The following is a 26,306-nucleotide window of genomic DNA, read 5'->3' as shown; positions in this document are numbered from 1 at the left end:
CAAAAGTTTATGGGGTCGCCCACGCGAGTGATACGTGAGCTTGGTGACAGCGGAAAAGTTGCCCGGTGAAGCGCCTTCCCATGCCCCGGCTATGCTCGGGCGCGCATCAATGCCGTACACCCCTGGAGCATCCATGGCCCTCAAGATCACCGTGATCGGCACCGGTTATCTCGGCGCGACACACGCGGCGGCCATGGCCGAGCTCGGGTTCGAGGTGCTCGCCCTCGACGTCGTGCGCGAGAAGATCGAGAAGCTGGAGCGCGGTGAGGCTCCGATGTACGAGCCGGGCCTGGACGAGCTGTTGCGCAAGCATGTCGCCGGGTTCGAGGGCTCCACGGGCCGGCTGCGCTTCACCCAGGACTGGGCCGAGGTCGGCGCGTTCGGCGACGTCCACTTCGTCTGCGTCAACACCCCGCAGCGGCACGGCGAGTACGCCTGCGACATGTCGTACGTCGACTCCGCGATCGCCTCTCTGGCGCAACATCTGCACGGCCCCGCCCTCGTCGTCGGCAAGTCGACCGTGCCCGTCGGCTCCGCCGACCGCCTCGCCGCCTACCTCGCCGACCACGCGCCGGCCGGCGAGGACGCCGAACTGGCCTGGAACCCGGAGTTCCTGCGCGAGGGGTTCGCCGTCGAGGACACGCTGCACCCGGACCGGATCGTGATCGGCGTGCGGAGCGAGCGGGCCGAGAAGCTGCTGCGGGAGGTGTACGCCACGCCCATCGCCGAGGGTTCGCCGTTCGTGGTGACGGACTTCCCGACCGCCGAGCTGGTGAAGACCTCCGCGAACTCGTTCCTCGCCACCAAGATCTCCTTCATCAACGCGATGGCCGAGGTGTGCGAGGCCGCGGGCGGGGACGTCGCCAAGCTGGCGGAGGCCATCGGGTACGACGACCGGATCGGCAAGAAGTTCCTGCGGGCCGGGATCGGCTTCGGGGGCGGCTGTCTGCCCAAGGACATCCGGGCGTTCATGGCCCGGGCCGGTGAGCTCGGGGCCGACCAGGCGCTGACGTTCCTGCGCGAGATCGACTCCATCAACATGCGCCAGCGCGGCCAGATGGTGGAGCTGGCGCGGCAGGCGCTGGGCGGCGGGCCGTTCCTGGGCAAGCGGGTCGCGGTGCTCGGCGCCACCTTCAAGCCCGACTCGGACGACGTACGGGACTCGCCCGCGCTCAACGTCGCCGGGCAGATCCATCTGCAGGGCGGGCAGGTGACGGTGTACGACCCCAAGGGCATGGACAACGCGCGGCGGATCTTCCCGACGCTGGGGTACGCGGAGTCCGCGCTGGAGGCCGTGCGGGGCGCCGATGTCGTGCTGCATCTTACGGAGTGGCGGGAATTCCGGGAGCTGGATCCGGAGGCGCTGGCCGAGGTCGCCGCGGAGCGGGTCATCCTGGACGGGCGCAACGCGCTGGACCCGGAGGTCTGGCGGCGGGCCGGGTGGATTTATCGGGCCATGGGGCGGCCTCGGGTCTGAATTCCCGGGAGGGCGTGTTTTTCGTCCGGGCGCATTTCTGTGGCGCTCGGAATGTACGGACGGCTGCTCAAGCCGTGGGCGGTGCTGCGCTGTTGGGGTGGGTCGCGCAGGCCGACGCCAGGGGTGCCCGACCAGTTCTCCTTCCCTCAAAAGCTCCGGCAGGATCCGGCAGGCTCCGGCCCATGGGAACCCCGGTTCGAATTCTTTTCGGGCACCTCAGACGAACGTGAGGGAATTGCAGTTCCGCCCACGCGAGTTCTTCACGGCGCATTGCGCGGAATGACGTCGATCGACCGTTCTCACAGCGGGGGTACCCCTGCAAGAGAGGCAGGCAACACTCGGTTAACTGACGTGTAGCCACGCGGAATCCGCGCTCCCCTCCACTGGTCATCGCACTCGCATGCAGCCCCGATTGTCCGGACCATGCCAGAGGTGACCCATGCCCTTGTTCCGCAGGGCTCAGTGGCCGAGGGACCACCGCGACGAAGTGGTCGCGGGTGCGCTCGTCGGAGCCGTCGTGATCGTGCTGGGCTACGCGTCGGGCATCGGCGCCCCCTCCGGCGCCGACGCAGCCGCCGCGCCCCCCACGCCCCCGCCCGCGGCCACAGCGCCGCCGAGCCCGACGCAGATCCCCGACGACTCCGGCGCGCAGGCACCCGGGGACACGGCGGTCCCGCCTGCCGGTGGCGCCGGCCTCCCGGTGGGCACCGGCGAGATGCCGGTGCCCGGCGGGACGGGCGGGCACGCGGGGCACGGCGGCACCACCGCCACCCCCACCTCGCCCTCCCCGGCCCCGTCCGGCTCCGCGACCGCCTCACCACCCGCCGACGGCGAGACCTGCGAGGACGGCGAGGTACATCTCGTCCAGCCGCTTCTCACCGGCCTGACCCAGCCCCTGCTCGGCGCCCTCGACGGCACGGGCGGTACGGCTGACCCGGGCGACGCGGACCCGACCGCCGCGCCGCAGGCCTCCCCCTGCGTCGGGCTCGCCCCCGTCGACGCCGGCGGCCTGCTCGGCATCACCGCCATCCCGTCGCCCACGCCGGAGGTGACGCCATGAGCCGTCGTACGTCCCGTGCCCTCTTCCTCCTCCTCGTCCTCTGCGCCCTGCTGGCCGCCCCTACCACCGCCTCCGCCCACACCGAGCTGGTGCGCTCGGCTCCCAGGGACGGCGCGCAGCTGACGCGGGCGCCCGGCCACCTCACCCTCACCTTCGATGAGCCCGTCGCCCTCGACGACGTACGCGTCATGACCATGAACGGCGACCGGCTGCCGGTCTCCCGTGTCGCGGGCCACGGCACCGACACGGTGCGGGTCGGGCTCGACGATCCCGGGACCGGCGAGTCGGCCGTCATGTGGTCCGTCATCGACGAGGAGGACGGGCACGCCTCCTCCGGCCGGATCGCGTTCACCATCGCCGGAACGGCCCCATCGGCCGCCCAGGACGGCGGCGGCGAGGCCGCGGCCCCCGCTCCCGCGCCCTCCCCCTCGGCGCGGCAGGGCCTCGTCGCCGCCCGCTGGGCCGGCTACCTCGCGCTCGCCCTCTTCATCGGCGGCCTCGCCTTCGTCGCCCTGCTGTGGCCGCGCGGCGCGCACGAACCGCGAGCCCGGGCGCTGCTGGGGTTCGCCTGGACCTGCGGACTGCTGTCGACCGTCGCGAGTCTCGGCCTGCAGGGCGCGTACACCGCCTTCGGCGGGCTGCGGGACACGCTGCGCCCGGCGACGTACGCCGACGTCCTGGCCACCGAACCCGGCGTCGTGCTCGCTGCCCGGGGCCTGCTGTGGGTGCTCGCGGCCGTGGTGCTGAGCGCGCTGCTGCAGGGCGGGGAGCGCGCGTCCCGCTCTCCCGGCTGGCGGGCCGGCGCCCTCGCGGTGACGTTCGGGCTGCTGCGTACGACAGGGATGGGGGGCCACAACTCCGAGGGCGGTGAGCCGGCTTGGGGAGCCGTCGCCGACCTCGTGCACCTGCTCGGTGCCTCCCTCTGGATCGGCGGGCTGGCCATGCTCGCGCTGGCCGTGCTGCCGCGCCGCCTGCCCGGTGAGCTGGCGGCGGTGGTGCCGGGCTACTCCCGGCTCGCGGCCGTGAGCGTCGGGGCGATCGTCGCCGCCGGGCTGGTGCTGGCCTGGCAGGTGGTGGGGTCGTACGGGGCTCTGCTGCACACCTCGTACGGGCGTCTGCTGCTGCTCAAGACGGCCGTCCTCGCCGTCGTCCTGGTGGCCGCGTTCGCGAGCCGCCAGTGGGTGCGGACCCGGCTCGATCTCGCCGTGCTGCTGCGCGGCGACGCCGCCACCGTGCGGCCCTTCGGTTACTCGGTCGCGGCCGAGACGGGGCTCGTCCTCGTCGTGCTCGCTGTGACGAGTCTGCTGGTCACGGCCAACCCTGGCCAGTGAACTCCCATAAGAATCAAAGGAGTTGCGTTGAAACAAAGCCATGACACCGTTGAGCACCGGCCTCGGCCGCCCGCCGGGAACCGGACCCTGCTGGTCGCCGGGCTCGGCGCGGCGCTGGCCGCGGTGCTCAGCCTGGGGCTGCTGCAGGCCGCCGCGGGCGACACGAAGACCGGTACGGAGACGGTTGCGGGCGCGGCTCAGGCGCCCGCGGCCGCCGCGGCCCAGGAGCAGCCCGCCGCGACCGCCGCGCCGGACCACCAGGTCGACATCATGAACAACAAGTTCGGCGACGGGAAGCAGCTCGTCGTCAAGGTCGGCGAGACGGTCCGGTGGACCAACCACGACAGCGTGCCGCACACGGTCACCGCGACCAAGGGTCCGGAGAAGTTCGACTCGGGCACGCTGAACCAGGGCGACTCCTGGTCGTTCACCTTCAAAAAGCCCGGGACGTACGAGTACTACTGCGCCGTGCACCCGGACATGGTGGCGTCGGTGAAGGTCGTCGCGGACGACAGCGGTTCCACGGGTGGATCGTCGGGCGGTTCGTCGGGCGGTTCGTCAGGTGGGACGTCCGGGGGTTCGTCGGGTGGCTCGTCAGGTGGGACGTCCGGGGGTTCGTCCGGGGGTTCGACGGGCGGGTCCAGCGGTGGCACGTCCGGTGGCGGTTCCGGTGGTGACGAGCAGTGCGCCAGCGTGCAGGACGTCCTGCTGCCGATCCTGCGGCATCTCGACTCGGCGCACCTGGAGCGGTCTCCGGGCCAGCAGGTGCAGGACGCGCTCGCGCTCGACTCCTACATCAAGACGCACACGGTGTGGATCGAGAGCATCCTGACGCCCGCCACCGAAGGCGGGGGCACGGTCGCCGACGACACGCTCAGCGCGCTGCTGAACCACATCAACAAGGCGCACCTGGAGGAGTCGCCCGGGCAGCAGGTCACCGACCTGCTGAACGCCGACAGCTACGTGAAGATGCACACGGTCTGGGCCGAGCAGATGCTCGCGCCGACCGAGGGCTTCCTCACCAACAGCTGCTGACCCGCGGATACGAGGGTGGGCGCCGCTCCGGCCGGGGCTCAGCCGGCCGGAGCGGCGCCCACTCCATTCTCCACACTCCCCTCACGCTTCGGGAACCGCTTTCCAAGGAGTCCGGGATGACCACCGTCACCCTGCCCACCGTCCCTGCCCCGCCTCCGTCGCGCGACGAGGCGGCCCCACTGCCCCTGCCCGGCCACTACACCGTCGCCCCCGGCCGCTCGCTCGTCGAACTCACCGCCTTCTACGGCCCGTTGCCGACCCGGCGTCGCCGTGTCGCGCTCGCGGAGGCGTCCCTCACGGTGTCCTCCGACTCGGCGCGCCCCGTCTTCCGGTTCGCGTTCGCCGACCCCCGCCTCAAGGCGGTCCTCACCTCCGAGGAGTGCCTGCTGCACGAAGGCCGCCTCCGGCTGACCGGTGACCTGGAGCTCAACGGCGTCGCCTTCCCTGTCCTGCTGCGGCTGCGCGTGGTCGAGCGCGCCGACGACCGGCTGCTCGTCGTGGGCACCGCCCGGCTGCCGTACCGGCTGCTGCGCCGCAGCACCGGGTTCCGGGCCGGGCGGCTGTGCCCGGCGACGCGGCTGCGGCTGCTGGTCGCCGGGGAGTTCTCGTGAGGGCGGCCCGGCGGGCGGCGGCCGTACTCGCCGTACTCCTCCCCCTGCTGCCGGCCGTGCCCGGGCAGGCGTCGGCCGCCGGCTACCAGGTGACCATGCAGGGGTACGCCTTCGCGCCCGCGACCCTCACCGTCCCCGCGGGGTCCACGGTCACCTGGACCAACCAGGACACGGCACCGCACGACGTGAAAACCACCTCGGGCCCCGTGTCGATCCACTCGCCCATGCTCAGCAAGGGCCAGAGCTGGAGCTTCACCTTCACCACGGCCGGGTCGTACGGCTACTACTGCACCGTGCATCCGAACATGACGGCCCGGATCGTGGTCCGTGCCGCCGCACCGGCGACGTCGGCGGCGCCGACCCACGAGCACACCGGGTCCTCGTCGGGCTCGTCGGCGGAGCACCAGGGGACGGGACACCAGGGGACCGTCACGCACAGGCCCACGGCGACGGCCGGGCCGGCCAGGAGCCCGTCGGCGTCCACCACCTCCCCCGCGGCGGCCGCACCGCAGACGGCATCCCCGCCGGCCCAGGCGGCCCAGGCCCCGCAGGCCCAGACTGCCGCCTCGACGGCCCGCCCTCTCGACCCCCTGCTCGTCCTGGCCGGGATCGTCGCCGGTGTGGCGGTGCTGTGCCTGCTGCTGGTGGGGTCTCGTGCGGCGGCTCCTCGAAGGGAGGGCGCTGTGCACGAGGAGCCGTGACGGTCAGCCCTTCGCCCGGTACCGGCGCATCTTCGCCCGGGCCCCGCACAGCTGCATCGAGCACCAGCGGCCGCGTCCGGCGGGGCTGCGGTCGTAGTACGCCCAGTGACAGTCGGCGGCCTCACAGGCCTTGAGCCGCATCCAGGTGCCCGCGACCAGCGCCTCGGCGACGGCCTCGGCGACCCGGGTCAGCAGGGGGCGGGCGCCGGCGGGGGCGAGGGTGGCCGAGCCGTCCGTGTCGTCGACGGCCACCACCAGCGGCGCGGCCGCCAGCAGCTCGCCGAGCGGGGTCACCTCGCGGTGCGGGGGGTGGCCGGCGTGGGCGAGCAGCGCCGCGCGCAGCGACTCGCGCAGTTCACGGGCCCGGGGTACCTCCTGCGCCGTGAGCTCGAAACGTGCCCGGCCCTCCGCCGTGTCGAGCGAGTCGGCGCCCCCTTCGAGGTCCAGCGTGTTCACCAGGGACTGGACCAGCGCCAGGGCCCCCGGGGCGGGCGATCTCTCACTCATGCTTGCGACGTTACCCCCAATGCGGGAGTATGCAGTAACCGCGTTACCGGTTGCCCAGCTCTATGGGTAACCAGCCTGTGGGTTCCTGCGGGGTAACCGCTCTGTGGGTGACCGAAGACTTCGAGGAGGAAGTCATGGCTCTTGGCACACTGGGCGCCGTCGTCCTGGACTGTCCCGACCCCCGTGCGCTGGCCGGTTTCTACGCCGAGGTGGTGGGCGGAACCATCGTGGACGAGGGCGAGTGGGTCGATCTGAAGCCGGCCGGGGGCCCGACCCTGGCCTTCCAGGCCGCACCCGGGTTCGTACCGCCGAAGTGGCCCTCACCGGACCACTCGCAGCAGTTCCACCTGGACGTGACCGTCGAGGACCTCGATGCGGCCGAGCAGGCCGTGCTGGCGCTCGGCGCCACGCCGCTGGACGTGGAGGACCGGTCGCGCTCGTTCCGGGTTTACGCGGATCCGGCCGGGCACCCGTTCTGCCTCTGCGCCGGCTGACACCGGGAGGTTTCATGGCATCCGTGGCGCGTTTCCGTTCCGTGGTCCTCGACTGTCCCGAGCCTCGGGAACTGGCCCGCTTCTACGCGCAGGTCGCGGGTGGCACGCCGGAGGAGGAGGACCCCGACTGGGTCGTCCTCCAGGTGCCCGGCGGGCCTCGGCTGGCCTTCCAGCGGGCGCCCGGCCTCACCCCGCCGGAGTGGCCGCGGGCCGATCGGAACGCCCAGCAGTTCCATCTGGACTTCGACGCCGGGTCCACATGGGAGGAGATCGACGCGGCACACGAGAAGGTGCTGGCGCTGGGGGCGCGGCCGCTGGACCTTGAGGACCGGGAGAAGAAGGACTTCCAGGTGTACGCCGATCCGGCGGGGCATCCGTTCTGCCTGTGCCGGATCGAGCACCGTTAGAGGTTGTTTCGAGGGCCGTCAGTCGTCGAGGTCGGTGATCGTCACGGCCGGCGGCTCGCGGCGCTGCTGGGCGGCTCGGGCGGTGAAGTCGGCGCCGCGCAGTACGCGCTGGACGTTGCCCCAGGTCAGCAGTGCCACGTCGGACTCTTCCCAGCCGCGGTGCAGCAGCTCCGTGATCAGGCGGGGGAAACTGGAGGCGTCCGAGAGCTCCTCCGGGTGGTCGGCTCCGGCGTCGTACGTTCCGGACAGGGCGATGCAGTCGCGGCCGGCGATCTTGCGTACGTGGTCGAGGTGGTCGGCGACGTCCCGTACGGTCGGGCCGGTCTGCTCGGCCGTCAGCGGCACCATGCACAGGCCGCCCGCGGCGCCGAGTTCGGCGAGCAGGTCGTCGGAGAGGTTGGCCGGGTGGGGGCACAGGGTGCCGGCCCCGGAGCGGGTGCACAGCACCGGGGACTTGGAGAGGGTGAGGGTGCGGCGCATCGTCTCCGGGGGCGCGCCGGAGAGGTCGGCCAGGACGCCGAGGCGGTTCATCTCGCGGACGACCTCCTCGCCGAAGCGGGTCAGTCCGGCGCCGCCCTCTCCGCTCGCCCAGGACGCCCCGGTGAGGGTCAGGACGCGTAGGCCGAGGGCGCGCAGGGAGCGCAGGATGCCGAGCGAGTTGCCGACGGCGGCGGCCGAGGCGGGGCCCAGCAGGACGGCGACGCGGCCGCAGTTGCGGGCGTCGGTGGTCTGGGCGGCGTCGTAGGCCAGGCGCAGGCCCTCCGGGTGGGCCAGGGCGACCGTCTTGGCCAGGTCGATCTGCTCCAGGGTGGCGCCCACCGCGCGATCGCCGCGAAGGTCCTCGGGCAGGTGCAGCGACCAGAACAGCGCGCCCACGCGGCCGCGGCGCAGCCTCGGTACGTCGGTGGCGACAGCGCTTTCGCCGAGTTCGAGGTCGTATCGGGACATGTTCCTCAGGGCCCAGGACAGGCCGTTGTAGCCGTCGGCGACGGGGTGGGTGGCCAGGACGGCGTGGGCCCGCTGCGACGGCTCGTCGTCGGCCTCCGGGGTGGGGTACAGGTCGTCCTCGAGGTCTGCCATGACGGGCTCCGTACGGTCGTCGTGCAGTACGGTCACCGTCGCATGGAGCGGGGGCGGGTTCCTGGTGGGTGGGGCGTTCGGGGGTACCCCACCGTGTTCAGCCGTCGAGGGACTCGATCGTCGCGTTGGACGGGGCCCGGCGCGTCCGCAGGTCGCGGGAGACGTCCTCGGCGGCGCTCAGCACGCGTACCGCGTTCTGCCAGGTCAGCTTGGCGAGGTCGGCCCTCGACCAGCCGCGGTCGAGGAGTTCGGCGATCAGGTTGGGGTAGCCGGAGACGTCGTTCAGGCCGTCGGGTGTGAAGGCCGTGCCGTCGTAGTCGCCGCCGATGCCGAGGTGGTCGATGCCGGCGACCTCGCGCATGTGGTCGAGGTGGTCGGCGACCGTCGCGACCGTGGCGACGGGGCGCGGGTGCGACTCCTCGAAGGCACGGTGGACCTTCATCGCCTCGGCGGTGGTGTCGAGGTGGTGGAAGCCGTGCGCGCGCATGTTCTCGTCGGCCGCGGCCGTCCAGTCCACCGCCTCCTGCAGGACGAACTTCGGTACGAAGGTCACCATCGCCACGCCCCCGTTGGCGGGCAGGCGTTCGAGCACGTCGTCCGGGATGTTGCGGGGGTGGTCGCAGACCGCTCGGGAGGACGAGTGGGAGAAGATCACCGGCGCCTCGGTCGCGTCCAGCGCGTCCCGCATCGTCGTCGCCGCCACGTGCGAGAGGTCGACCAGCATGCCCAGGCGGTTCATCTCCCGGACCACCTCACGGCCGAACGCCGACAGTCCGCCGACCGCCGGCACGTCCGTCGCCGAGTCCGCCCACGCCACGTTGTGGTTGTGGGTGAGGGTCAGATACCGCACACCGAGGGCGTACAGCGCCCGCAGCGTGGCGAGGGAGTTCGCGATGGAGTGGCCGCCCTCGGCGCCCATGAGGGAGGCGATACGGCCCTGACCGCGCGCCGCCTCCATGTCGGCGGCCGTCAGGGCGGGGGCCAGGTCCGCCGGGTGACGCGCCAGCAACTGCCGTACGCAGTCGATCTGTTCCAGCGTGGCCGACACCGGCTCGGGCAGGTCCGCGCGGACGTACACCGACCAGTACTGCGCGCCGACGCCGCCCTCCCTGAGGCGGGGGATGTCGGTGTGCAGATGGGCGTTCTGCGCGGTGGCGATGTCCCGGGCGTCGAGGTCGTAGCGGACCTGTTCGCGCAGTGCCCACGGCAGGTCGTTGTGGCCGTCGGCGACCGGGAACTCGCGCAGGAGTTCCCGGGCTTCCTCCAGGGAGGTCATGGCCGTCACTTCCCGAAGCCGAAGCCGTTCGTGGCGCCCTCCACCTTCGATCGCAGGCGCCTGCCCTTCTCGGTGGCCTGGTCGTTCAGGTCCTGCTGGAACTCGCGCATCCGGGAGAGGAGTTCCTCGTCGTGCGCGGCGAGCATGCGGGCCGCGAGGAGGCCGGCGTTGCGGGCACCGCCGACGGAGACGGTCGCGACGGGCACGCCGGCCGGCATCTGGACGATCGACAGGAGGGAGTCCATGCCGTCGAGGTACTTGAGCGGGACCGGGACGCCGATGACCGGGAGCGGCGTGACCGAGGCGAGCATGCCGGGCAGGTGGGCGGCGCCGCCGGCGCCCGCGATGATCGCCTTCAGGCCCCGTTCCGCGGCCTGCTCCCCGTACGCGATCATCTCGCGCGGCATACGGTGCGCGGAGACGACGTCGACCTCGTAGGCGATCTCGAACTCGTCGAGGGCCTTGGCGGCGGCCTCCATGACGGGCCAGTCGGAGTCCGACCCCATGACGATGCCAACAACCGGGCTCATTCGGTGATCGTGCCTCTCAGGTAACCGGCTGCGTGACGGGCGCGCTCCAGCACGTCGTCCAGGTCGTCGCCGTAGGTGTTGACGTGGCCGACCTTCCGGCCGGGCTTCACGTCCTTGCCGTACATGTGGATCTTGAGCTGGGGGTCGCGGGCCATGCAGTGCAGGTACGCGGAGTACATGTCCGGGAAGTCGCCGCCGAGGACGTTGACCATGACCGTCCACGGCGCGCGCGGGCGCGGGTCGCCGAGGGGGAGGTCCAGGACCGCGCGGACGTGGTTGGCGAACTGGGACGTGATCGCGCCGTCCATCGTCCAGTGGCCCGAGTTGTGCGGGCGCATGGCCAGCTCGTTGACGAGGATGCGGCCGTCGCGGGTCTGGAACAGTTCGACGGCCAGGTGGCCCACGACGTCCAGTTCCTTGGCGATCCGCAGCGCCAGTTCCTCGGCCTGCAGGGCGAGGGGCTCTTCCAGGTCGGGGGCCGGGGCTATGACCGTGTCGCAGACGCCGTTCACCTGGCGGGACTCGACCACCGGGTAGGCGACCGCCTGGCCGTGCGGGGAGCGGACGACGTTGGCGGCCAGTTCCCTGGCGAAGTCGACCTTCTCCTCGGCGAGGACCGGGACGCCCGCGCGGAAGGGGTCCTGCGCCTCCTCGGGCGAGTTCACCACCCACACGCCCTTGCCGTCGTAGCCTCCGCGGACCGTTTTGAGAACGACCGGGAAACCGTCGCCCTCGTCCGCGAACGCCGCCACGTCCTGCGGATCGGTCACGATGCGGTGACTCGGGCAGGGCACGCCGATCGCGTCGAGTCTCGCCCGCATCACGCCCTTGTCCTGGGCGTGCACCAGCGCGTCGGGGCCGGGGCGGACGGGGATGCCGTCCGCTTCCAGGGCCCTGAGGTGCTCGGTGGGCACGTGCTCGTGATCGAAGGTGATCACGTCACAGCCGCGTGCGAACGCGCGCAGCGTGTCCAGGTCGCGATAGTCGCCGATGACGACATCGTTCACGACCTGCGCCGCTGAGTCCTGAGGAGTGTCACTGAGGAGCTTGAACCTGATGCCCAACGGGATGCCCGCCTCGTGTGTCATACGAGCGAGCTGGCCCCCGCCGACCATGCCGACTACCGGGAACGTCACGCCCCTAGGGTATCGGCCGCGCCGAGGTGGGGTGCTTCCCGGCCATGGTGGCCGTTTTCCCGGCTGTCGGCCGGTCCGCAGGCGGTCGCGCGGGAGGGTGGTTAGCATGACTGGGTTGACGCTACTTACGGACGGGGGCCTGCACGACCATGGAACGTGGTTCCTCGGGGCCTGATACGGCTTCCCCGGCACCCGGCGGTACGGTGCGGCAGCGATTCGACCGGCTCGTCCGTGAGGTCGCCAAGTTCGGCGCGGTGGGCGGCGCGGGGATTCTGGTCAATCTCGGCGTGTTCAACCTGGTACGGCATGTGACCGACCTCCAGGTGGTGCGGGCGAGCGTCATCGCGACCGTCGTGGCGATCATCTTCAACTACGTCGGCTTCCGCTACTTCACGTACCGGGACCGCGACAAGAGCGGCCGCACGAAGGAGATGTCGCTGTTCCTGCTGTTCAGCGCGGTCGGGCTCGTGATCGAGAACGGCGTGCTGTACACGGCGACGTACGGCTTCGGCTGGGACAGCCCGCTGCAGAGCAACATCTTCAAGTTCCTCGGCATAGGCATCGCGACGCTGTTCCGGTTCTGGTCCTACCGGACGTGGGTGTTCCGGGCGCTGCCGGGCCGGGAGCCGGCGGCAGGCCAGGAGACCGTGGCAGGCGCGGAATCGTTCTTGAAGCGGGAGACGGCGGCGAAGCGGCCGAAGACCAGGCAGCGCGTCTGAACCAGACCCGGCCGTCCTCAGCGGACCGTCGGCTCGTCCTCCGCAGGCTCCTTCTTCGACGGCGGTGTGCGGGAGAGGAACAGACCGAACACCGCCGGCTTGGTCTGGAGGAGTTCCAGGCGGCCCCCGTCGGCCTCCGCGAGGTCACGGGCGACCGCGAGGCCGATGCCCGTGGAGTTGCGGCCGCTGATCGTGCGCTCGAAGATCCGCGCCCCGAGGTCGGCGGGGACGCCGGGCCCCTCGTCGGTCACCTCGACGACGGCCTGGTTGCCGATGACGCGGGTGCGCAGCGCGACCGTGCCGCTGCCGTGCATCAGGGAGTTCTCGATCAGCGCGGCCAGCACCTGCGCCACCGCGCCCGGCGTGCCCACGGCGTGCAGGTGCCGCTTGCCGGAGCTGACGATCGCGCGGCCCGCGCTGCGGTAGGCGGGGCGCCACTCGGCGATCTGCTGCTGGAGGACCTCGTCCAGGTCGAAGGTGACGGCGGAGCCGTTGCGCGGGTCGCGGGAGTTGGTCAGCAGCCGCTCCACGACGTCCGTCAGGCGCTCCACCTGGGAGATCGCGATGGTCGCCTCTTCCTTCACCGTGTCCGGGTCGTCGGTGAGGGTGATCTCCTCCAGCCGCATCGACAGGGCCGTGAGGGGCGTACGGAGCTGGTGCGAGGCGTCGGCGGCCAGGCGCCGCTCGGCGGTCAGCATGCGGGCGATGCGCTCGGCGGAGGAGTCCAGCACGTCCGCGACCCGGTCCAGCTCGGGGACGCCGTACCGCTTGTGCCGCGGGCGCGGGTCGCCCGAACCGAGGCGTTCGGCGGTCTCGGCGAGGTCGGTGAGCGGGGAGGCGAGGCGGTTGGCCTGGCGGATCGCCAGCAGCACCGCGGCCACCACCGCCATCAGCGCCACCAGCCCGATGATCACCAGCGTCCGGCCGACCTCCCGGGTCACGGCGGAGCGCGGCTCCTCGACGAAAACCTCCTCGCCCTCCTCGCCCGTGGCCTCGCCGCGGATGACGTCGCCGACCGGCTTGTCGCCGACCTCGATGGGCCGCTCCCCGGGGATCCGGATCACGGCGTAACGGTCCCGCGCGACCTGGTCCCGCAGAACCTCCGCGGTGACGTTCCCCGTGCCGAGGAGGCGGCTGTCCACGATGCTGGCCAGCCGCGCCGCCTCCAGCTCCACACGCTCCTGGGCGCTGGTGCTGATCGTCCTGCTCTCCACGACGACGAGGGAGACACCGAAGACGGCGATCACGACGAGGACCACGGCGAGCGTGGACTGGATCAGTCGTCGGCGCATGTTCTCTTACCCAGGACCCGTTCCGCCGGGCTCAGCTCTTCTCGAAACGGAAGCCCACGCCGCGAACGGTCGCGATGTACCGGGGGTTCGCGGCGTCGTCGCCCAGCTTCTTGCGCAGCCAGGAGATGTGCATGTCGAGCGTCTTGGTGGACGACCACCAGGTGGTGTCCCAGACCTCGCGCATCAGCTGGTCGCGGGTGACGACCCGGCCGGCGTCCCGGACCAGGACCCGCAGCAGGTCGAACTCCTTGGCGGTGAGCTGCAGCTCCTCGTCGCCCATCCACGCGCGGTGCGACTCGACGTCGATGCGCACACCGTGGGTGGCGGGCGGCTGCTGCGGCTCGGCGGCGCCGCGCCGCAGCAGGGCGCGGACGCGGGCAAGCAGTTCCGCCAGGCGGAACGGCTTGGTGACGTAGTCGTCGGCACCCGCGTCGAGACCGACGACGGTGTCCACCTCGTCGGCACGCGCGGTCAGGATGAGGATCGGCACGGCGTGCCCCTCGGCGCGCAGCCGGCGGGCCACCTCCAGGCCGTCCATGCCGGGCAGACCCAGGTCGAGCACGACCAGGTCGACGCCGCCCTGCAGTCCGGCGTCGAGTGCGGTGGGTCCGTCCTCACGCACCTCGACCTCGTACCCTTCCCGGCGCAGTGCGCGGGCCAGCGGCTCCGAGATGGACGCGTCGTCCTCGGCGAGCAGTACACGGGTCATGAGCTGATGGTAGACCGCCCGCGACCAGAGCTGGGGTGTGATCTGGCCTGGGATTCTTACCGTCGTCTTTCCTGATTCTCACCTTGGGGCGGGCGCGGTGAGGGGCGGTGGACGGACCTGTGGCTGTGGGATGCCATTCTGGAAGTGACCTTGGAAACCATGCGCCTGGTTCCCTCGACACCTGTGATTCGCGTCTCAAATGGGCCATTTGCGGTGGTGTCCTGACGTATGGTGAATCTACGCCTGTAGCATCGCGGGGACCTTTGGCGGCGATGAGCGCCGAAGGTCTCTTTTGTGCGCGCGGGCTGGTCCCCCAGCCCTGCTCTCCCCCCAACGGGCGCGCCCCCGCTCAGGCACGCGCGTCCCGACCAGCAAGGAACGACCATGGCGTCCAGCCTGACGAAGGACTCGGTCCGTCCGGGCACCCCCGGGTCCGAGAAGACCTTCTTCGGCCACCCCCGGGGTCTGGCCACTCTCTTCATGACCGAGATGTGGGAACGGTTCTCCTACTACGGCATGAGGGCTCTGCTCCCGCTGTACCTCGTCGCTCCGGGCGGCCTGCACCTGAACGCGGCCACCGCGACCGCGATCTACTCGGTGTACGTGTCGCTGGTGTACCTGCTCGCCATGCCGGGCGGCTGGTTCGGCGACCGCGTCTGGGGCCCGCGCAAGACCGTCGCCGTCGCCGGCACGGTCATCATGCTCGGCCACCTCACGCTGGCGCTGCCCTCCTCGGGCACGTTCTACGCGGGCCTCGGCCTGGTCGCCATCGGCTCGGGTCTGCTGAAGGCCAACATCTCCACGATGGTCGGCCACCTCTACGACGGCCCGGACGACCCGCGCCGCGACGGTGGCTTCACCGTCTTCTACATGGGCATCAACCTCGGCGCCTTCGCCGCGCCGCTGGTGATCGGCACCGTCGGTGAGAGCGTCGACTGGCACCTCGGCTTCGCGCTCGCCGCGCTCGGCATGGCGCTGGGTCTCGCCCAGTTCCTGCTCGGCAGCCGCCACCTCGCCGAGCGTTCCGGCGTCGTCCCGAAGCCGCTGTCCGCCGACGAGAAGGCCTCGACGCTGCGCAAGGCCGCGATCTGGGCCGGTGTCGCCACCGTCTTCTACGCGATCGTCGGCTTCTCCGGCCACTACACGCTGAACTGGATCCTGGTCCCGCTGACCCTGCTCGGCGTGATCATCCCGCTGATGGTGCTGGTGCGGATCAAGCGCGACCGGGAACTGGACCGCGCCGAGCAGTCGAAGATGTCCGCGTACATCTGGTTCTTCGTCGCCGCGGCCGTCTTCTGGATGATCTACGACCAGGGCGGCTCGACCCTGTCGATCTTCGCCGACTCGTCGGCGGAGAACAGCGTCTTCGGCTGGGGCTTCCCGGTCTCCTGGTACCAGTCGGTCAACCCGGTTCTGATCATGGCCCTGGCCCCGGTCTTCGCCTGGATCTGGCTGGCGCTGAACCGGCGCGGCAAGGAGCCCAGCACGATCGTGAAGTTCGCCTCCGGCCTGCTGCTGGTCGGCGCGTCCTTCTTCCTCTTCCTGGCCCCGCTGTCCATCGCGGGCGGCGGCCACAAGGCGGCCGCGCTGTGGCTGGTGGCGATCTACTTCGTCCAGACCGTCGGTGAGCTGCTGCTCTCCCCGGTCGGCCTGTCGGTCACCACGAAGATGGCGCCCGCGAAGTACGCCTCGCAGATGATGGGCGTGTGGTTCCTCGCCGTCACCGCCGGCGACGCCACGACCGGTCTGCTCTCCATCGCCGGCGTCGATCTGAACAAGACGGGCATCGTGGCCCTGGAGGCCGCGCTCGCCGTGGTCGCCGGTGTCGCGGTGTGGATGTACCGCAACAAGGTCAAGGAACTCATGGGCGACGTGCGCTGACGTCCGTCCACGGTCTCTTCGGGAGGGCCATCGCATCACTGGGTGCGGTGGCCCTCCGGGGTTTCCGGGACAGGTGCCGGATCCGAGTCCGGGGTGAACCACGGCAGGGGCGCGGGGCTGGAAGGTGCCTGATCCGGAGAGGCCGGCCCCCACAGGCGCAGGGCCGGTGCGGGCAGGCGCAGCCCGCGGTGGCGGCCGGCGACGGTGGCGGGGCGCGGCCGTACGCGGTTCACCGCGGCCATCCCGGCGCGGAACACGGCCGCCGGCACGACCAGGCAGGTCAGGATCCAGAACAGCGTCACGCCCCAGGGCCGGCCCACGTCCCAGGGCTGTTCGGCGAGGACCTTCCCGCCGTAGGCGAGCGTCACGGTGTAGTCGCCGTGCGCCCCGGCCGCCAGCTCGACCGGCAGCTCGATCCGCGCCTTGCCGCCGGGCTGGACGGTGCCGCGCCAGCGCTGTTCCTCCCACTGCGGCGCGAACACGCCGTGGGAGGTGCCGACCCGGAAGACCGGGTTCTTCACGGCTGACGTGCCGACGTTGCCGACGGTGAGGACGAGGGTGCGGGAGGGCGGTGAACCGAACCAGGTGAGCAGGCCGTCGGAGCCCTCCAGCCGGGTGTCGGTGAGGACGGACAGGCGGCCGCCGGCAGGCTCCGCGGGCAGCGGTTCCACGGCGTGCCCGGCGACCTGGAAGGCCGCGTCGGCCTCCGCCTTCGGGCCGGTCACCGTGGCCACGTGCACCACGCACGGGCAGGGCACCGGGGGCTCGGCGACCGGCAGCGTCCTGCGGAAGCGGCCCTCGGCGTCGGTGGTGACGGCTCTGCCGTCGGCGTTGGCGCAGGAGTCGGTGCCACCGGTCACGCCCCGGGACGCCACGGACTGGCCGCAGATCAGCAGCATCAGCAGGGCACGGGGGCGCCAGCCGCTGCCGGTGACGGTGACCGCGCCGCCCGCCCCCGCCTGCGACTCGGAGAGCCGCACCGCGGGGCCCTCGGCCGCGGCCGCGGACACCGCCCCCGTCAGCAGTACCAGGACCAGCACGAGCACCGCCGGAATCCGCACTGTGCCGTTCACGTCACCGCTCCCGTCGACTCGACGCTCGGATACGGGGGTTCAACCGCCGTACGGCGGCGGGTGCCGTCAGCGGCGGGCCCGCGCCGGCTGGTTGCGCCGGGTCAGCCACAGCGCGCCCGCCGCGCCCGCGAGCAGCACCGTGCCGCCGAGCGTGCCGAGGGCGATCGCGGAGTCCTCGGGGCCGGTTCGGGACAGCTCGGAGCCGGAGCCGGAGCCGGAGCCGCTCTGGGTGGAGCCGGTGGCTCCGCCGCCGCTCGCGGCGGTGACGTCGAGGGTCAGCGACGGGCCCGGGTCGTTCGTCGGCGTGCAGGTGGTCGTGGTACCGAGGGCCTTGATGGTGAGCACGCCCGCCGTGAAGGTGACCTCGCCGGTCTTCTTCGGTGTGTACGTGCCGCTCAGGTCGTCGATCTTGATGGGGGTGTTCGCCGGTATCTTCGCCTGGTTCGGCGGACCCGTCACCGTCAGCGTGCCGTTGTCGGCCCCGCCCAGCGCGATGGTCGCGCTCGGGTTCATCGCGCCCTTGCCCAGTTCGACCGGGCTGGAGGAGACGCCCTTCTGCCACGACATGGTGATTTTGTAGCCGCTGCCGCTCTGCACGCCCTTGATGTCGATGGGCGAGACGGCGCTCTTGTCACCGATGGGCGTCCTGCACTGGTAGTTGACCTCGACGACCTCGGCCCGGGCAGCGGGGGCGGCCATCAACACCGCCGAGCCGGCCAGGGCCGCGACGGACGCGAGCGCGGCGGTTCGCTTCTGGTACGACACGGTCCCCTCATTCCTGACGGCGCATCAGATCGGGCCGTCAAGGTACGCCCGGCGCCGTGAGGAGGGAAGACACGTCGCACGCCGGAATCGCGGCGATCCGGCGCGCAGGAGAAGGGGGGCGAGCGGAGAAGGTGACCGCGGGTAATCCGAGGTGAGGCTCCGGCGCACACGGAGCTGCCTCCCCGGCCGGGAGCCTTGGGCGGACGTCTCAGGCGGGCACCTTGGGCGGATCCTCAGACGGGCATCTTGGGCGGATGCCTCAGGCGGGTGCCCCCAGCTCCGCCCACACGGTCTTGCCCGCGACTCCCGGGGTCCGTACGACGCCCCAGTCCAAGCACAGCCGCTGCACGATGAACATGCCGTGGCCGCCCGGGCGCCCCGCGCGGTGCGGGGTACGAGGTGCCGGCTGGCCGACACCCCGGTCGGTGACCTCGATCCGGATCACCTTCTTGTCGCAGGCGATCCACAGCTCGTCCGGCCCCTCCGCGTGCAGACAGGCGTTGGTGACCAGCTCGGAGACGACCAGCAGTACGTCCTCGGCGGCGGCCCGCTGGTCGGCCGTGGCGGCGGGCAGCCAGCCCCACGCGTACAGCGCCTGGCGGGTGAAGTCGCGGGCGAGCGGCACGACACCGCTCTCGCCGTCGAAGCTCAGTCTGCGGACCTGCCGGCCCGCCGGCGGCGCGGGCGACGACCCGGCCCCGCCTGCCTCCGACGCCCCGGTCGCGGGCACGCCACCTTCCGACGCTCCCGCCGACACGCCCCCCTCGGACGCCCCGGAAGCGCCGCTGGGCTCCGGACCGCGGTCGCCCGGCGAGTAGGGCCGGGTGGTGCTCATCAGCGCTTCACCTCACCGATTCACCAGTTCACGATTCAAAAGTCGTACACAGTCAGTCGTTGCACAGTCAGTCGTACACAGCCAGTTACGCAGTAGGGCGGTGTGTCAGTTCCACAGCGTCCCCGCCACCCCCGGCAGCCGACAGGTTCAGGATGTCTCCTGCCCGACCGGACCGACCGAACACCCCCCTATTTCCGCACTAAACACGTGACGGGAGGGCAACGCCGATCACCAGGGGACGCCAGGGGCTCGCCGCCGACCCGACGTACCTACTCAGCCGGATTCGTCGGCCAGTGCCGCCTCAAGCGTGTCGTGCACCGTGAAGACCGCGTCGGCCCCCGTGATCTCGAACACACGCGCCACCACGGGCTGCATCCCCACCAGGTGCACCCCGCCCCCCGCGGCCTCCGCCTTCAGGCGCGCACCGAGCAGCACGTTGAGCCCCGTGGAGTCACAGAACTCCAGACGTGCGCAGTCGATGACGAGCCGGTTGAATCCCTTGGCGAGGCAGTCATCGAGTGGCTCACGCAACAGATCGGCGGTGTGGTGATCCAACTCACCCGCCGGGGTCACGACGGCACTAGGGCCCTCTTCCCGCACCTCCACCAGAAGCCGGCCCGACTGTGCGCTGCCGACCGTCCCGCGGTCCATGCCGTCTCTCTCTCCCGACGTCCGTGGCTGCTTGCTGACGCCCTCGAACACTACGCCTTCCCTCCACACTCCGACACCCGAACAACCCCACACAAACGGACATATCCACACAGAACACACTTGCGGTGGGCTCAGGGAAGCGGGTAGGGCTAGTAGAGACACGTAACCGAACACGGCCGGCTTTGGAGGCGCCGCACACCGCAGTGCACCTAATGGGCTTCGGCAGCCGTATGCCGAGAACGATGGAGGACATCATGTCACCCCGGCTCGACGCATCGCGTACCCAGAAAGCGACGTCGACACCCCTCCCGGAACATCTGGATCCCATCGAGCAGCACGACGTACTCGTCGACCAGGACGACGTACTCGCCGGGCTTCCGGACATCCCCCCGTACGACGAGGTCGGCCCCGTGGACGCGCGGGCCCTGTCCAAGACCCTCTTCGAGCGCCTGGAATCGCTGGAGGAAGGCACCCACGAGTACTCGTACGTCCGCAACACGCTCGTCGAACTCAACCTCGCCCTGGTCAAGTTCGCCGCCTCCCGCTTCCGCTCGCGCAGCGAGCCGATGGAGGACATCATCCAGGTCGGCACCATCGGCCTGATCAAGGCGATCGACCGCTTCGAACTCTCCCGCGGAGTGGAGTTCCCCACTTTCGCGATGCCAACCATCGTCGGCGAGATCAAGCGGTTCTTCCGGGACACCTCGTGGTCCGTCCGCGTACCGCGCCGGCTGCAGGAACTCCGGCTCGACCTGGCCAAGGCCGGTGACGAGCTGGCTCAGAAGCTGGACCGCGCCCCGACGGTGGCCGAACTGGCCGAGCGTCTGGGCATCTCCAACGACGAGGTCGTCGAGGGCATGGCGGCGTCGAACGCCTACACCGCCTCCTCGCTGGACGCCCAGCCGGAGGAGGACGACGCCGAGGGCGCGCTCGCGGACCGCATCGGCTACGAGGACCACGGACTCGAAGGCATCGAGTACGTCGAGTCGTTGAAGCCGCTGATCGCCGAACTCCCGCACCGGGACCGGAAGATCCTCTCCCTGCGCTTCGTCGCGGGCATGACCCAGTCGGAGATCGGCGACGAGCTCGGCATCTCCCAGATGCACGTGTCGCGGCTGCTGTCGCGGACGCTGGTACGGCTGCGCAAGGGGCTGACACTGGAGGAGTAAGGCGGTCCTCCACGGACTTCCGAAGGGCGACCTGACCCGTCGACGGCCGGTCGCCCTTCGGCGCGTGCCCGGACAGACGTCCGCGGGGACCGCTCAGACGACCCGTACGCCCCGCCGCCACACCCCGGACACCAGCGGAACTCCCGGCCGGTAGGCCAGGTGGACGTGGCTCGGGGCGTCGAGCAGCGCCAGGTCGGCGTACGCGCCCGGCGTGAGGCGGCCGATGTCGTCGCGGCGCAGGGCCTTCGCCCCGCCCGCCGTGGCCGACCACACCGCCTCGTCCGGCGTCATCCCCATGTCCCGTACCGCGAGGGCGACGCAGAAGGGGACGGAGGAGGTGAAGGACGAGCCGGGGTTGCAGTCCGTGGACAGGGCGACGGTCACCCCGGCGTCGAGGAGGCGGCGGGCGTTCGGCCATGCGGCGCGGGTGGAGAACTCGGCGCCGGGCAGAAGGGTGGCGACCGTACGGCTGTTGGCCAGGGCGTCCACGTCCGCGTCCGTGAGGTGGGTGCAGTGGTCGGCGCTGGCCGCGTCGAGCTCGACGGCGAGCTGCACGCCGGGGCCGTAGGAGAGCTGGTTGGCGTGGATGCGGGGGTGCAGGCCCCGGGCCTTGCCGGCGGTGAGGATCGCGCGGGCCTGGTCGCCGTCGAAGGCGCCCTTCTCGCAGAAGACGTCGATCCAGCGGGCGTGCGGCGCACAGGCGTCGAGCATCTCGCCGGTGACGAGCGCCACGTACTCCGCGGGGCCGGCCGGGTCCTCGGCGTGCTCGGGGGCCACGATGTGGGCGCCGAGGTAGGTGACCTCGTCGGTGTGACGGGCGGCGATGCGCAGGGCGCGGGACTCGTCGGCGACGGTCAGGCCGTAGCCGGACTTGGTCTCAAGGGTCGTGGTGCCCTGGCGGAGGGCCTCCGCGAGGTAACGGGTGAGGTTGGCCTCCAGTTCCTCGTCGCCGGCGGCGCGGGTGGCGGCGACGGTCGTCCGGATGCCGCCCGCGCTGTAGGGGCGGCCGGACATGCGGGCGTTGAACTCCTCGGTGCGGTCGCCCGCGAAGAGCAGGTGGGAGTGGGAGTCGACGAAGCCCGGGAGCACCGTCCGGCCGCCCGCGTCGACCCGATTGTCAGTGGCGGGTGCTTTGCTTGTTCCACCGGTCCACGCGATGCGGTCGCCGTCGATGACGACGGCCGCGTCCCGGACCAGTCCGAGGGGGGACCCGTCACCGAGGGAGGGGTCGTTGGTGACCAGCGTGGCGATGTTGGTGATGACGGTGCTGCTGCTCATGGCGTCCTCGTGGGTGGCGGTGGTCAGGCGTACAGGGCTCGGATCGTGTCCGCCAGCGCCCGCGGCGCGTCCGGTACGAGTGTGTGCGCCCCGTCTCGTACGACGTGCCGCCCACCCACGATCGTGTGCCGTACGTCCGCTGCCGTCGCGGCGAATACGGCGGTCTCGGCGCCGAGCCTCGGCGGCGGCCCCGCTGTTCTGACGGAGTCGAGCGCGATCGTCGTGAGGTCGGCGAGCGCGCCGCTCTCGATGGTGCCCGCGTCGCCCCACCCGAGGGCCGCGTGGCCGTCGGCCGAGGCCGCCCGCAGGAGGGCCGCAGCCGTCCAGTGACCTCGCGTACGGGTGCGCAGGCGCTCGTTCAGCTCCATCGCGCGCGCCTCTTCGAGCAGGTCGACGACGGCGTGGCTGTCGGAGCCGAGGGAGAGCGGGGAGCCGGCCTGCTGCAGGGCGGCGGCGGGCCCGATGCCGTCGGCGAGGTCCCGCTCGGTCGTCGGGCACATACAGGTGCCGGTGCCGCTGCCGCCGATCAGCGCGATGTCCTCGTCGGTGAGGTGCGTGTTGTGGACGCCGGTGGTGCGCGGCCCGAGGACGCCGTGGTCGGCGAGGAGGCGTGCCGGCGTGCATCCGTGGGCTTCCCGGCAGGCGTCGTTCTCGGCGGTCTGCTCGGACAGGTGCACATGGAGCGGGGCCCGCCGCTCCCCGGCCCACCGCGCCACGGTCGTCAGCTGGTCGGCGGGCACGGCCCGTACGGAATGGACCGCCGCCCCGATCCGCGCGTGATCCCGTTCCTTGAGAACTGAACAGCGTTCCGCCCAGGCCTCGGCCGTCCCGTCCGAGAAGCGGAGCTGGTGGGAGGTGGGCGGCTGTCCGAAGCCGGAGGAGAGGTAGCAGGTGTCGAGGAGGGTGATCCGGATGCCGGCTTCGGCGGCGGCCTCGATCAGGGCCTCGCCCATCGCGTTCGGGTCGGTGTAGCGGGTGCCGCCCGGGGCGTGGTGGACGTAGTGGAACTCGCCGACGGCGGTGATGCCGGCCAGGGCCATCTCGGCGTACACCGCGCGTGCCAGCTCGTGGTAAGTGTCCGGGGTCAGCCGTTCGGCTACGGAGTACATGACCTCGCGCCAGGTCCAGAAGGTGCCGGAGCCGACCTGGACGGTGCCGCGCAGGGCGCGGTGGAAGGCGTGGCTGTGGGCGTTGGCCAGTCCCGGGAGCGTCAGGCCGCGCAGGATCTCGGCGCCGGGCGGCGGGGTGACGGCGTCCGTGTGGACGGCGGCGATGCGGCCGTCGCTGATGTCGAGGGTCACCCCGGGCTCGACGTGCGTGCCGAGCCAGGCGTGCTCCAGCCAGTACGTCCGCGTGCGGGGGTGCGTCACGGGCGGGCCAGTCCTTCCAGTACGTCGGCGAGTGCGGTCACCCCGGCCACGCAGTCGTCCTCGGCGGCGAACTCGGCCGGCGAGTGCGAGACGCCCGTGGGGTTGCGCACGAACAGCATGGCGGTCGGGATGCTCCCGGAGAGGATTCCGGCGTCGTGTCCGGCGCCGGTGCCCAGGACGGGCACCTTGAGGTCGGTGTCGTTGCCGAGGATGCGGGCGAGTTCGTCGCGCAGGGCATGGTCGAACTCGACCACGGGGGTGAAGGACTCACGGACGACGTCCAGGTCGACGCCGTGTTCCTGGGCGTAGGCGCGAGCCGCCTCCTCCACACCCGCGACCACCGTGTCCAGGCTCTCCTGGTCGGCGGCGCGGGAGTCGAGCCAGCCGCGGACCAGGGAGGGGATGGCGTTGACGCCGTTCGGCTCGACGGCGATCTTGCCGAAGGTGGCGACGGCACCGGCGAGCCGGGCCTCGCGGCGGGCGGCGAGCACGGTCTCGGCGTACGGGAGCATGGGGTCGCGCCGGTCGGCGAGCCGGGTCGTGCCGGCGTGGTTGGCCTCGCCCCGGAAGTCGAACCGCCACCGGCCGTGCGGCCAGATGGCGCTGGCGATGCCGACCCGGTCGCCGGACAGGTCGAGGGCGCGGCCCTGCTCGACGTGGAGTTCGACGAAGGCGCCGATGCGGGCGAGCCGCTCGGGGTCGGGGCCGAGGGCGTCGGGGTCGTGTCCGGCGGTCTCCATGGCCTGCGGCAGGGTGACTCCGTCGCCGTCGGTCAGGCGGTGCGCCTGCTCGACGGTGAGCTGCCCGGCGGTGAGCCGCGAGCCGACGCAGGCGAGCCCGAAGCGGGCCCCTTCCTCGTCGCCGAAGTTGACGATGCCGAGGGGCTTGGCGCACCGCGCGTTCCTGTCCCGCAGTTCGTCCAGGGCGGCGAAGGCGGAGACGACGCCGAGGGGCCCGTCGAAGGCGCCGCCGTCCGGCACGGAGTCGAGGTGCGACCCGGTGACGACGGCGTCCCCGGCGCCCGGATCGCCGAGCCAGGCCCACTGGTTGCCGTTGCGGTCGACCTCGTAGGTGAGCCCGCGGGTCTCGGCCTGCGCCTGGAACCAGGCCCGGCACTCGGCGTCGGCGGCCGTCCAGGCGAAGCGGCGGTAGCCGCCGGAGGCGGAGCTGCGGCCGATCGGCAGCAGCTCCGCCCACATGCTGTGGAAGCTCACGCCTGGTCACCCTCGCGCATCGGCACCCGCACGCCCCGCTCGGCCGCCACCGACTCGGCGATGTCGTACCCGGCGTCCACGTGCCGGATGACGCCCATGCCGGGGTCGTTGGTGAGTACCCGGCGGATCTTCTCCCCGCCCAGCCTGGTGCCGTCGGCGACGGTCACCTGCCCGGCGTGGAGGGACCGTCCCATGCCGACGCCGCCGCCGTGGTGGAGGGACACCCAGGAGGCACCCGACGCGACGTTCACCATGGCGTTGAGCAGCGGCCAGTCGGCGATGGCGTCGGAGCCGTCGAGCATGGCCTCGGTCTCCCGGTAGGGAGAGGCCACCGAGCCGCAGTCCAGATGGTCCCGCCCGATGACGATCGGCGCGGACAGCTCCCCGCTCGCCACCATGTCGTTGAACCGCTCACCGGCCTTGTCCCGCTCGCCGTAGCCGAGCCAGCAGATGCGGGCGGGCAGGCCCTGGAAGTGGACCCGCTCCCCGGCCATGCGGATCCAGCGGGCCAGGGACTCGTTCTCGGGGAAGAGGTCCAGAATCGCCCGGTCCGTCCTGGCGATGTCGGCGGGGTCGCCGGACAGGGCCGCCCAGCGGAAGGGGCCCTTGCCCTCGCAGAACAGCGGGCGGATGTAGGCGGGGACGAACCCGGGGAAGGCGAACGCCCGGTCGTAGCCGGCGAGTTTGGCCTCGCCGCGGATGGAGTTGCCGTAGTCGAAGACCTCGGCGCCGGCGTCCATGAAGCCGACCATGGCCTCGACATGCCGGGCCATCGATTCCCGCGCCCGCACGGTGAACCCGGCCGGGTCCTTGGCTGCGTAGGAGGCCATGTCCTCGAAGGCGACGCCGAGCGGCAGGTAGGACAGCGGGTCGTGGGCCGAGGTCTGGTCGGTGACGATGTCGATGGGTGCGCCCATGGCGAGCAGCTGCGGGACGAGCTCGGCGGCGTTGCCGAGGACACCGATGGACAGCGGGCGGCGGGCGTCGCGGGCCTCCACGGCCAGGCGCAGGGCCTCGTCGAGGGAGTCGGCGCGCACGTCCAGGTAGCGGTGCTCGATGCGGCGCTCGATGGCGCGGGGGTCGCAGTCGACGCAGATCGCGACGCCGTCGTTCATCGTCACGGCGAGGGGCTGGGCGCCGCCCATGCCGCCGAGGCCGGCGGTGAGGGTGATCGTCCCGGCGAGCGAGCCGCCGAACTTCTTCGCGGCGACGGCGGCGAAGGTCTCGTAGGTGCCCTGGAGGATGCCCTGGGTGCCGATGTAGATCCAGGAGCCTGCGGTCATCTGGCCGTACATGGTCAGGCCGAGGGCCTCCAGGCGGCGGAACTCCTCCCAGGTGGCCCAGTCGCCGACGAGGTTGGAGTTGGCGATGAGCACGCGCGGCGCCCACTCGTGGGTCTGCATGACGCCGACGGGGCGGCCCGACTGGACGAGCATCGTCTCGTCCTGCTTGAGGGTCCTGAGGGTCCGGATCATGGCGTCGAAGGAGCGCCAGTCGCGGGCCGCCTTCCCCGTGCCGCCGTAGACGACGAGCTTGTCGGGGTGTTCGGCGACCTCCGGGTCGAGGTTGTTCTGCAGCATCCGCAGGGCGGCCTCCTGCTGCCATCCCAGGGCGCTCAGTTCCGTGCCGCGCGGCGCTCGGACGGGGCGGGGTCCTGACATGGAATGCCTCCTGGTGGGTCGCTCACGGCACATATGGCTACGGA

Annotated in this window: 26 protein-coding genes; 11 read left to right on the top strand and 15 right to left on the bottom strand. The window is 71.7% G+C overall.

Annotation, left to right across the window (positions count from 1 at the left end):
* The first annotated feature begins 133 nt into the window (after nt 1-133).
* From NW895_RS39055 to NW895_RS39030, 6 genes are all read left to right on the top strand, one after another.
* The gene (locus NW895_RS39055; protein WP_289941845.1) at nt 134-1,477 is read left to right on the top strand and encodes a UDP-glucose/GDP-mannose dehydrogenase family protein; all 1,344 of its coding nucleotides are present in this window, start codon (nt 134-136) and stop codon (nt 1,475-1,477) included.
* 439 nt (nt 1,478-1,916) lie between these two features.
* On the top strand, nt 1,917-2,537 hold the full coding sequence (locus NW895_RS39050; protein ID WP_289941844.1) for a hypothetical protein: 621 nt from the start codon (nt 1,917-1,919) through the stop codon (nt 2,535-2,537).
* Nucleotides 2,534-3,868, top strand: a complete 1,335-nt coding sequence (locus NW895_RS39045; RefSeq protein WP_289941843.1) for a CopD family protein — start codon at nt 2,534-2,536, stop codon at nt 3,866-3,868. The genes NW895_RS39050 and NW895_RS39045 overlap by 4 nt, the downstream gene beginning before the upstream one ends.
* Nucleotides 3,869-3,895: 27 nt before the next feature.
* Nucleotides 3,896-4,903 carry a cupredoxin family copper-binding protein gene (locus NW895_RS39040; protein WP_289941842.1) on the top strand — a complete coding sequence of 336 codons (1,008 nt, stop codon included), beginning with the start codon at nt 3,896-3,898 and terminating at the stop codon, nt 4,901-4,903.
* 116 nt (nt 4,904-5,019) lie between these two features.
* On the top strand, nt 5,020-5,514 hold the full coding sequence (locus NW895_RS39035) for a hypothetical protein (protein WP_289941841.1): 495 nt from the start codon (nt 5,020-5,022) through the stop codon (nt 5,512-5,514).
* Nucleotides 5,511-6,215 carry a cupredoxin family copper-binding protein gene (locus NW895_RS39030; protein WP_289941839.1) on the top strand — a complete coding sequence of 235 codons (705 nt, stop codon included), beginning with the start codon at nt 5,511-5,513 and terminating at the stop codon, nt 6,213-6,215. Before NW895_RS39035 ends, NW895_RS39030 begins: the two co-directional genes overlap by 4 nt.
* Nucleotides 6,216-6,218: 3 nt before the next feature.
* On the opposite strand, the gene NW895_RS39025 is transcribed toward NW895_RS39030, so the two are convergent.
* Nucleotides 6,219-6,722, bottom strand: coding sequence for a CGNR zinc finger domain-containing protein (locus tag NW895_RS39025; RefSeq protein ID WP_289941838.1), 504 nt, complete (start codon nt 6,720-6,722; stop codon nt 6,219-6,221).
* Between the two features lie 134 nt (nt 6,723-6,856).
* On the opposite strand from NW895_RS39025, the gene NW895_RS39020 reads away from it, so the two are divergent.
* Both NW895_RS39020 and NW895_RS39015 read left to right on the top strand, forming a co-directional pair.
* Nucleotides 6,857-7,216, top strand: a complete 360-nt coding sequence (locus NW895_RS39020) for a VOC family protein (RefSeq protein ID WP_289941837.1) — start codon at nt 6,857-6,859, stop codon at nt 7,214-7,216.
* Nucleotides 7,217-7,230: 14 nt separating this feature from the next.
* Nucleotides 7,231-7,623 carry a VOC family protein gene (locus NW895_RS39015; RefSeq protein WP_289941836.1) on the top strand — a complete coding sequence of 131 codons (393 nt, stop codon included), beginning with the start codon at nt 7,231-7,233 and terminating at the stop codon, nt 7,621-7,623.
* Between the two features lie 18 nt (nt 7,624-7,641).
* Here NW895_RS39015 and NW895_RS39010 read toward each other — a convergent pair whose 3' ends face one another.
* From NW895_RS39010 to NW895_RS38995, 4 genes are all read right to left on the bottom strand, one after another.
* The gene (locus NW895_RS39010; protein WP_289941835.1) at nt 7,642-8,703 is read right to left on the bottom strand and encodes a dipeptidase; all 1,062 of its coding nucleotides are present in this window, start codon (nt 8,701-8,703) and stop codon (nt 7,642-7,644) included.
* Nucleotides 8,704-8,800: 97 nt separating this feature from the next.
* Nucleotides 8,801-9,988, bottom strand: coding sequence for a dipeptidase (locus NW895_RS39005; protein ID WP_289941834.1), 1,188 nt, complete (start codon nt 9,986-9,988; stop codon nt 8,801-8,803).
* Nucleotides 9,985-10,509, bottom strand: a complete 525-nt coding sequence (gene purE, locus NW895_RS39000) for a 5-(carboxyamino)imidazole ribonucleotide mutase (RefSeq protein WP_289941833.1) — start codon at nt 10,507-10,509, stop codon at nt 9,985-9,987. The genes NW895_RS39005 and purE overlap by 4 nt, the downstream gene beginning before the upstream one ends.
* Entirely contained in the window at nt 10,506-11,645 is a 1,140-nt protein-coding gene (locus NW895_RS38995; protein ID WP_289941832.1) for a 5-(carboxyamino)imidazole ribonucleotide synthase, read from the bottom strand. The genes purE and NW895_RS38995 overlap by 4 nt, the downstream gene beginning before the upstream one ends.
* Nucleotides 11,646-11,794: 149 nt before the next feature.
* Between NW895_RS38995 and NW895_RS38990 the strand changes: the two genes are divergently transcribed.
* The gene (locus tag NW895_RS38990; RefSeq protein WP_289941831.1) at nt 11,795-12,364 is read left to right on the top strand and encodes a GtrA family protein; all 570 of its coding nucleotides are present in this window, start codon (nt 11,795-11,797) and stop codon (nt 12,362-12,364) included.
* A gap of 17 nt (nt 12,365-12,381) precedes the next feature.
* On the opposite strand, the gene NW895_RS38985 is transcribed toward NW895_RS38990, so the two are convergent.
* Together NW895_RS38985 and NW895_RS38980 are read right to left on the bottom strand one after the other, a co-directional pair.
* Nucleotides 12,382-13,656 (bottom strand): ATP-binding protein, encoded by a 1,275-nt coding sequence (locus NW895_RS38985; protein ID WP_289941830.1) that lies wholly within the window; start codon nt 13,654-13,656, stop codon nt 12,382-12,384.
* Between the two features lie 31 nt (nt 13,657-13,687).
* On the bottom strand, nt 13,688-14,365 hold the full coding sequence (locus NW895_RS38980; RefSeq protein ID WP_289941829.1) for a response regulator transcription factor: 678 nt from the start codon (nt 14,363-14,365) through the stop codon (nt 13,688-13,690).
* Between the two features lie 384 nt (nt 14,366-14,749).
* Between NW895_RS38980 and NW895_RS38975 the strand changes: the two genes are divergently transcribed.
* Nucleotides 14,750-16,246, top strand: a complete 1,497-nt coding sequence (locus NW895_RS38975; protein WP_289941827.1) for an oligopeptide:H+ symporter — start codon at nt 14,750-14,752, stop codon at nt 16,244-16,246.
* A gap of 35 nt (nt 16,247-16,281) precedes the next feature.
* On the opposite strand, the gene NW895_RS38970 is transcribed toward NW895_RS38975, so the two are convergent.
* The 4 genes from NW895_RS38970 to NW895_RS38955 all read right to left on the bottom strand — a co-directional run bounded on the left by NW895_RS38970 (nt 16,282) and on the right by NW895_RS38955 (nt 19,570).
* Nucleotides 16,282-17,319, bottom strand: a complete 1,038-nt coding sequence (locus tag NW895_RS38970; protein ID WP_289941826.1) for a hypothetical protein — start codon at nt 17,317-17,319, stop codon at nt 16,282-16,284.
* A gap of 66 nt (nt 17,320-17,385) precedes the next feature.
* Nucleotides 17,386-18,084 (bottom strand): peptidase, encoded by a 699-nt coding sequence (locus NW895_RS38965; RefSeq protein WP_289941825.1) that lies wholly within the window; start codon nt 18,082-18,084, stop codon nt 17,386-17,388.
* 259 nt (nt 18,085-18,343) lie between these two features.
* Nucleotides 18,344-18,919, bottom strand: coding sequence for an ATP-binding protein (locus NW895_RS38960; protein WP_289941824.1), 576 nt, complete (start codon nt 18,917-18,919; stop codon nt 18,344-18,346).
* Nucleotides 18,920-19,192: 273 nt separating this feature from the next.
* Nucleotides 19,193-19,570, bottom strand: a complete 378-nt coding sequence (locus NW895_RS38955) for an STAS domain-containing protein (RefSeq protein ID WP_289941892.1) — start codon at nt 19,568-19,570, stop codon at nt 19,193-19,195.
* Nucleotides 19,571-19,824: 254 nt separating this feature from the next.
* Here NW895_RS38955 and NW895_RS38950 point away from each other — a divergent pair, with 254 nt between their 5' ends.
* Nucleotides 19,825-20,739 (top strand): RNA polymerase sigma factor SigF, encoded by a 915-nt coding sequence (locus NW895_RS38950; protein ID WP_289941823.1) that lies wholly within the window; start codon nt 19,825-19,827, stop codon nt 20,737-20,739.
* 93 nt (nt 20,740-20,832) lie between these two features.
* Here the strand turns inward: NW895_RS38950 and hutI are convergent, their stop codons facing one another.
* From hutI to hutU, 4 genes are read right to left on the bottom strand one after another with little or no spacing between them, the layout of a single operon-like run.
* Nucleotides 20,833-22,017: an imidazolonepropionase gene (hutI, locus tag NW895_RS38945; protein WP_289941822.1), complete on the bottom strand. Its 1,185-nt coding sequence runs from the start codon at nt 22,015-22,017 to the stop codon at nt 20,833-20,835.
* 23 nt (nt 22,018-22,040) lie between these two features.
* Nucleotides 22,041-23,387: a formimidoylglutamate deiminase gene (locus NW895_RS38940; RefSeq protein ID WP_289941821.1), complete on the bottom strand. Its 1,347-nt coding sequence runs from the start codon at nt 23,385-23,387 to the stop codon at nt 22,041-22,043.
* Nucleotides 23,384-24,601: an allantoate amidohydrolase gene (locus NW895_RS38935; RefSeq protein ID WP_289941819.1), complete on the bottom strand. Its 1,218-nt coding sequence runs from the start codon at nt 24,599-24,601 to the stop codon at nt 23,384-23,386. Before NW895_RS38935 ends, NW895_RS38940 begins: the two co-directional genes overlap by 4 nt.
* Nucleotides 24,598-26,262 carry a urocanate hydratase gene (gene hutU / locus NW895_RS38930; protein ID WP_289941817.1) on the bottom strand — a complete coding sequence of 555 codons (1,665 nt, stop codon included), beginning with the start codon at nt 26,260-26,262 and terminating at the stop codon, nt 24,598-24,600. The genes NW895_RS38935 and hutU overlap by 4 nt, the downstream gene beginning before the upstream one ends.
* Nucleotides 26,263-26,306: the final 44 nt, after the last annotated feature.

Source organism: Streptomyces sp. S.PNR 29 (genome assembly GCF_030386795.1).
GTDB lineage: Bacteria > Actinomycetota > Actinomycetes > Streptomycetales > Streptomycetaceae > Streptomyces.
The sequence above is the reverse complement of the archived record's forward strand: the minus strand, read 5'-3'. Positions and strand labels throughout refer to the sequence as shown.

Bases quoted from the DNA above. Each gene is read 5' to 3' on its own strand.
- NW895_RS39055 (WP_289941845.1), top strand. From the start codon at position 134: ATGGCCCTCAAGATCACCGTGATCGGCACCGGTTATCTCGGCGCGACA.
- NW895_RS39050 (WP_289941844.1), top strand. From the start codon at position 1,917: ATGCCCTTGTTCCGCAGGGCTCAGTGGCCGAGGGACCACCGCGACGAA.
- NW895_RS39045 (WP_289941843.1), top strand. From the start codon at position 2,534: ATGAGCCGTCGTACGTCCCGTGCCCTCTTCCTCCTCCTCGTCCTCTGC.
- NW895_RS39035 (WP_289941841.1), top strand. From the start codon at position 5,020: ATGACCACCGTCACCCTGCCCACCGTCCCTGCCCCGCCTCCGTCGCGC.
- NW895_RS39025 (WP_289941838.1), bottom strand. From the start codon at position 6,722: ATGAGTGAGAGATCGCCCGCCCCGGGGGCCCTGGCGCTGGTCCAGTCC.
- NW895_RS39020 (WP_289941837.1), top strand. From the start codon at position 6,857: ATGGCTCTTGGCACACTGGGCGCCGTCGTCCTGGACTGTCCCGACCCC.
- NW895_RS39015 (WP_289941836.1), top strand. From the start codon at position 7,231: ATGGCATCCGTGGCGCGTTTCCGTTCCGTGGTCCTCGACTGTCCCGAG.
- NW895_RS39010 (WP_289941835.1), bottom strand. From the start codon at position 8,703: ATGGCAGACCTCGAGGACGACCTGTACCCCACCCCGGAGGCCGACGAC.
- purE (WP_289941833.1), bottom strand. From the start codon at position 10,509: ATGAGCCCGGTTGTTGGCATCGTCATGGGGTCGGACTCCGACTGGCCC.
- NW895_RS38990 (WP_289941831.1), top strand. From the start codon at position 11,795: ATGGAACGTGGTTCCTCGGGGCCTGATACGGCTTCCCCGGCACCCGGC.
- NW895_RS38985 (WP_289941830.1), bottom strand. From the start codon at position 13,656: ATGCGCCGACGACTGATCCAGTCCACGCTCGCCGTGGTCCTCGTCGTG.
- NW895_RS38980 (WP_289941829.1), bottom strand. From the start codon at position 14,365: ATGACCCGTGTACTGCTCGCCGAGGACGACGCGTCCATCTCGGAGCCG.
- NW895_RS38975 (WP_289941827.1), top strand. From the start codon at position 14,750: ATGGCGTCCAGCCTGACGAAGGACTCGGTCCGTCCGGGCACCCCCGGG.
- NW895_RS38960 (WP_289941824.1), bottom strand. From the start codon at position 18,919: ATGAGCACCACCCGGCCCTACTCGCCGGGCGACCGCGGTCCGGAGCCC.
- NW895_RS38955 (WP_289941892.1), bottom strand. From the start codon at position 19,570: ATGGACCGCGGGACGGTCGGCAGCGCACAGTCGGGCCGGCTTCTGGTG.
- NW895_RS38950 (WP_289941823.1), top strand. From the start codon at position 19,825: ATGTCACCCCGGCTCGACGCATCGCGTACCCAGAAAGCGACGTCGACA.
- hutI (WP_289941822.1), bottom strand. From the start codon at position 22,017: ATGAGCAGCAGCACCGTCATCACCAACATCGCCACGCTGGTCACCAAC.
- hutU (WP_289941817.1), bottom strand. From the start codon at position 26,262: ATGTCAGGACCCCGCCCCGTCCGAGCGCCGCGCGGCACGGAACTGAGC.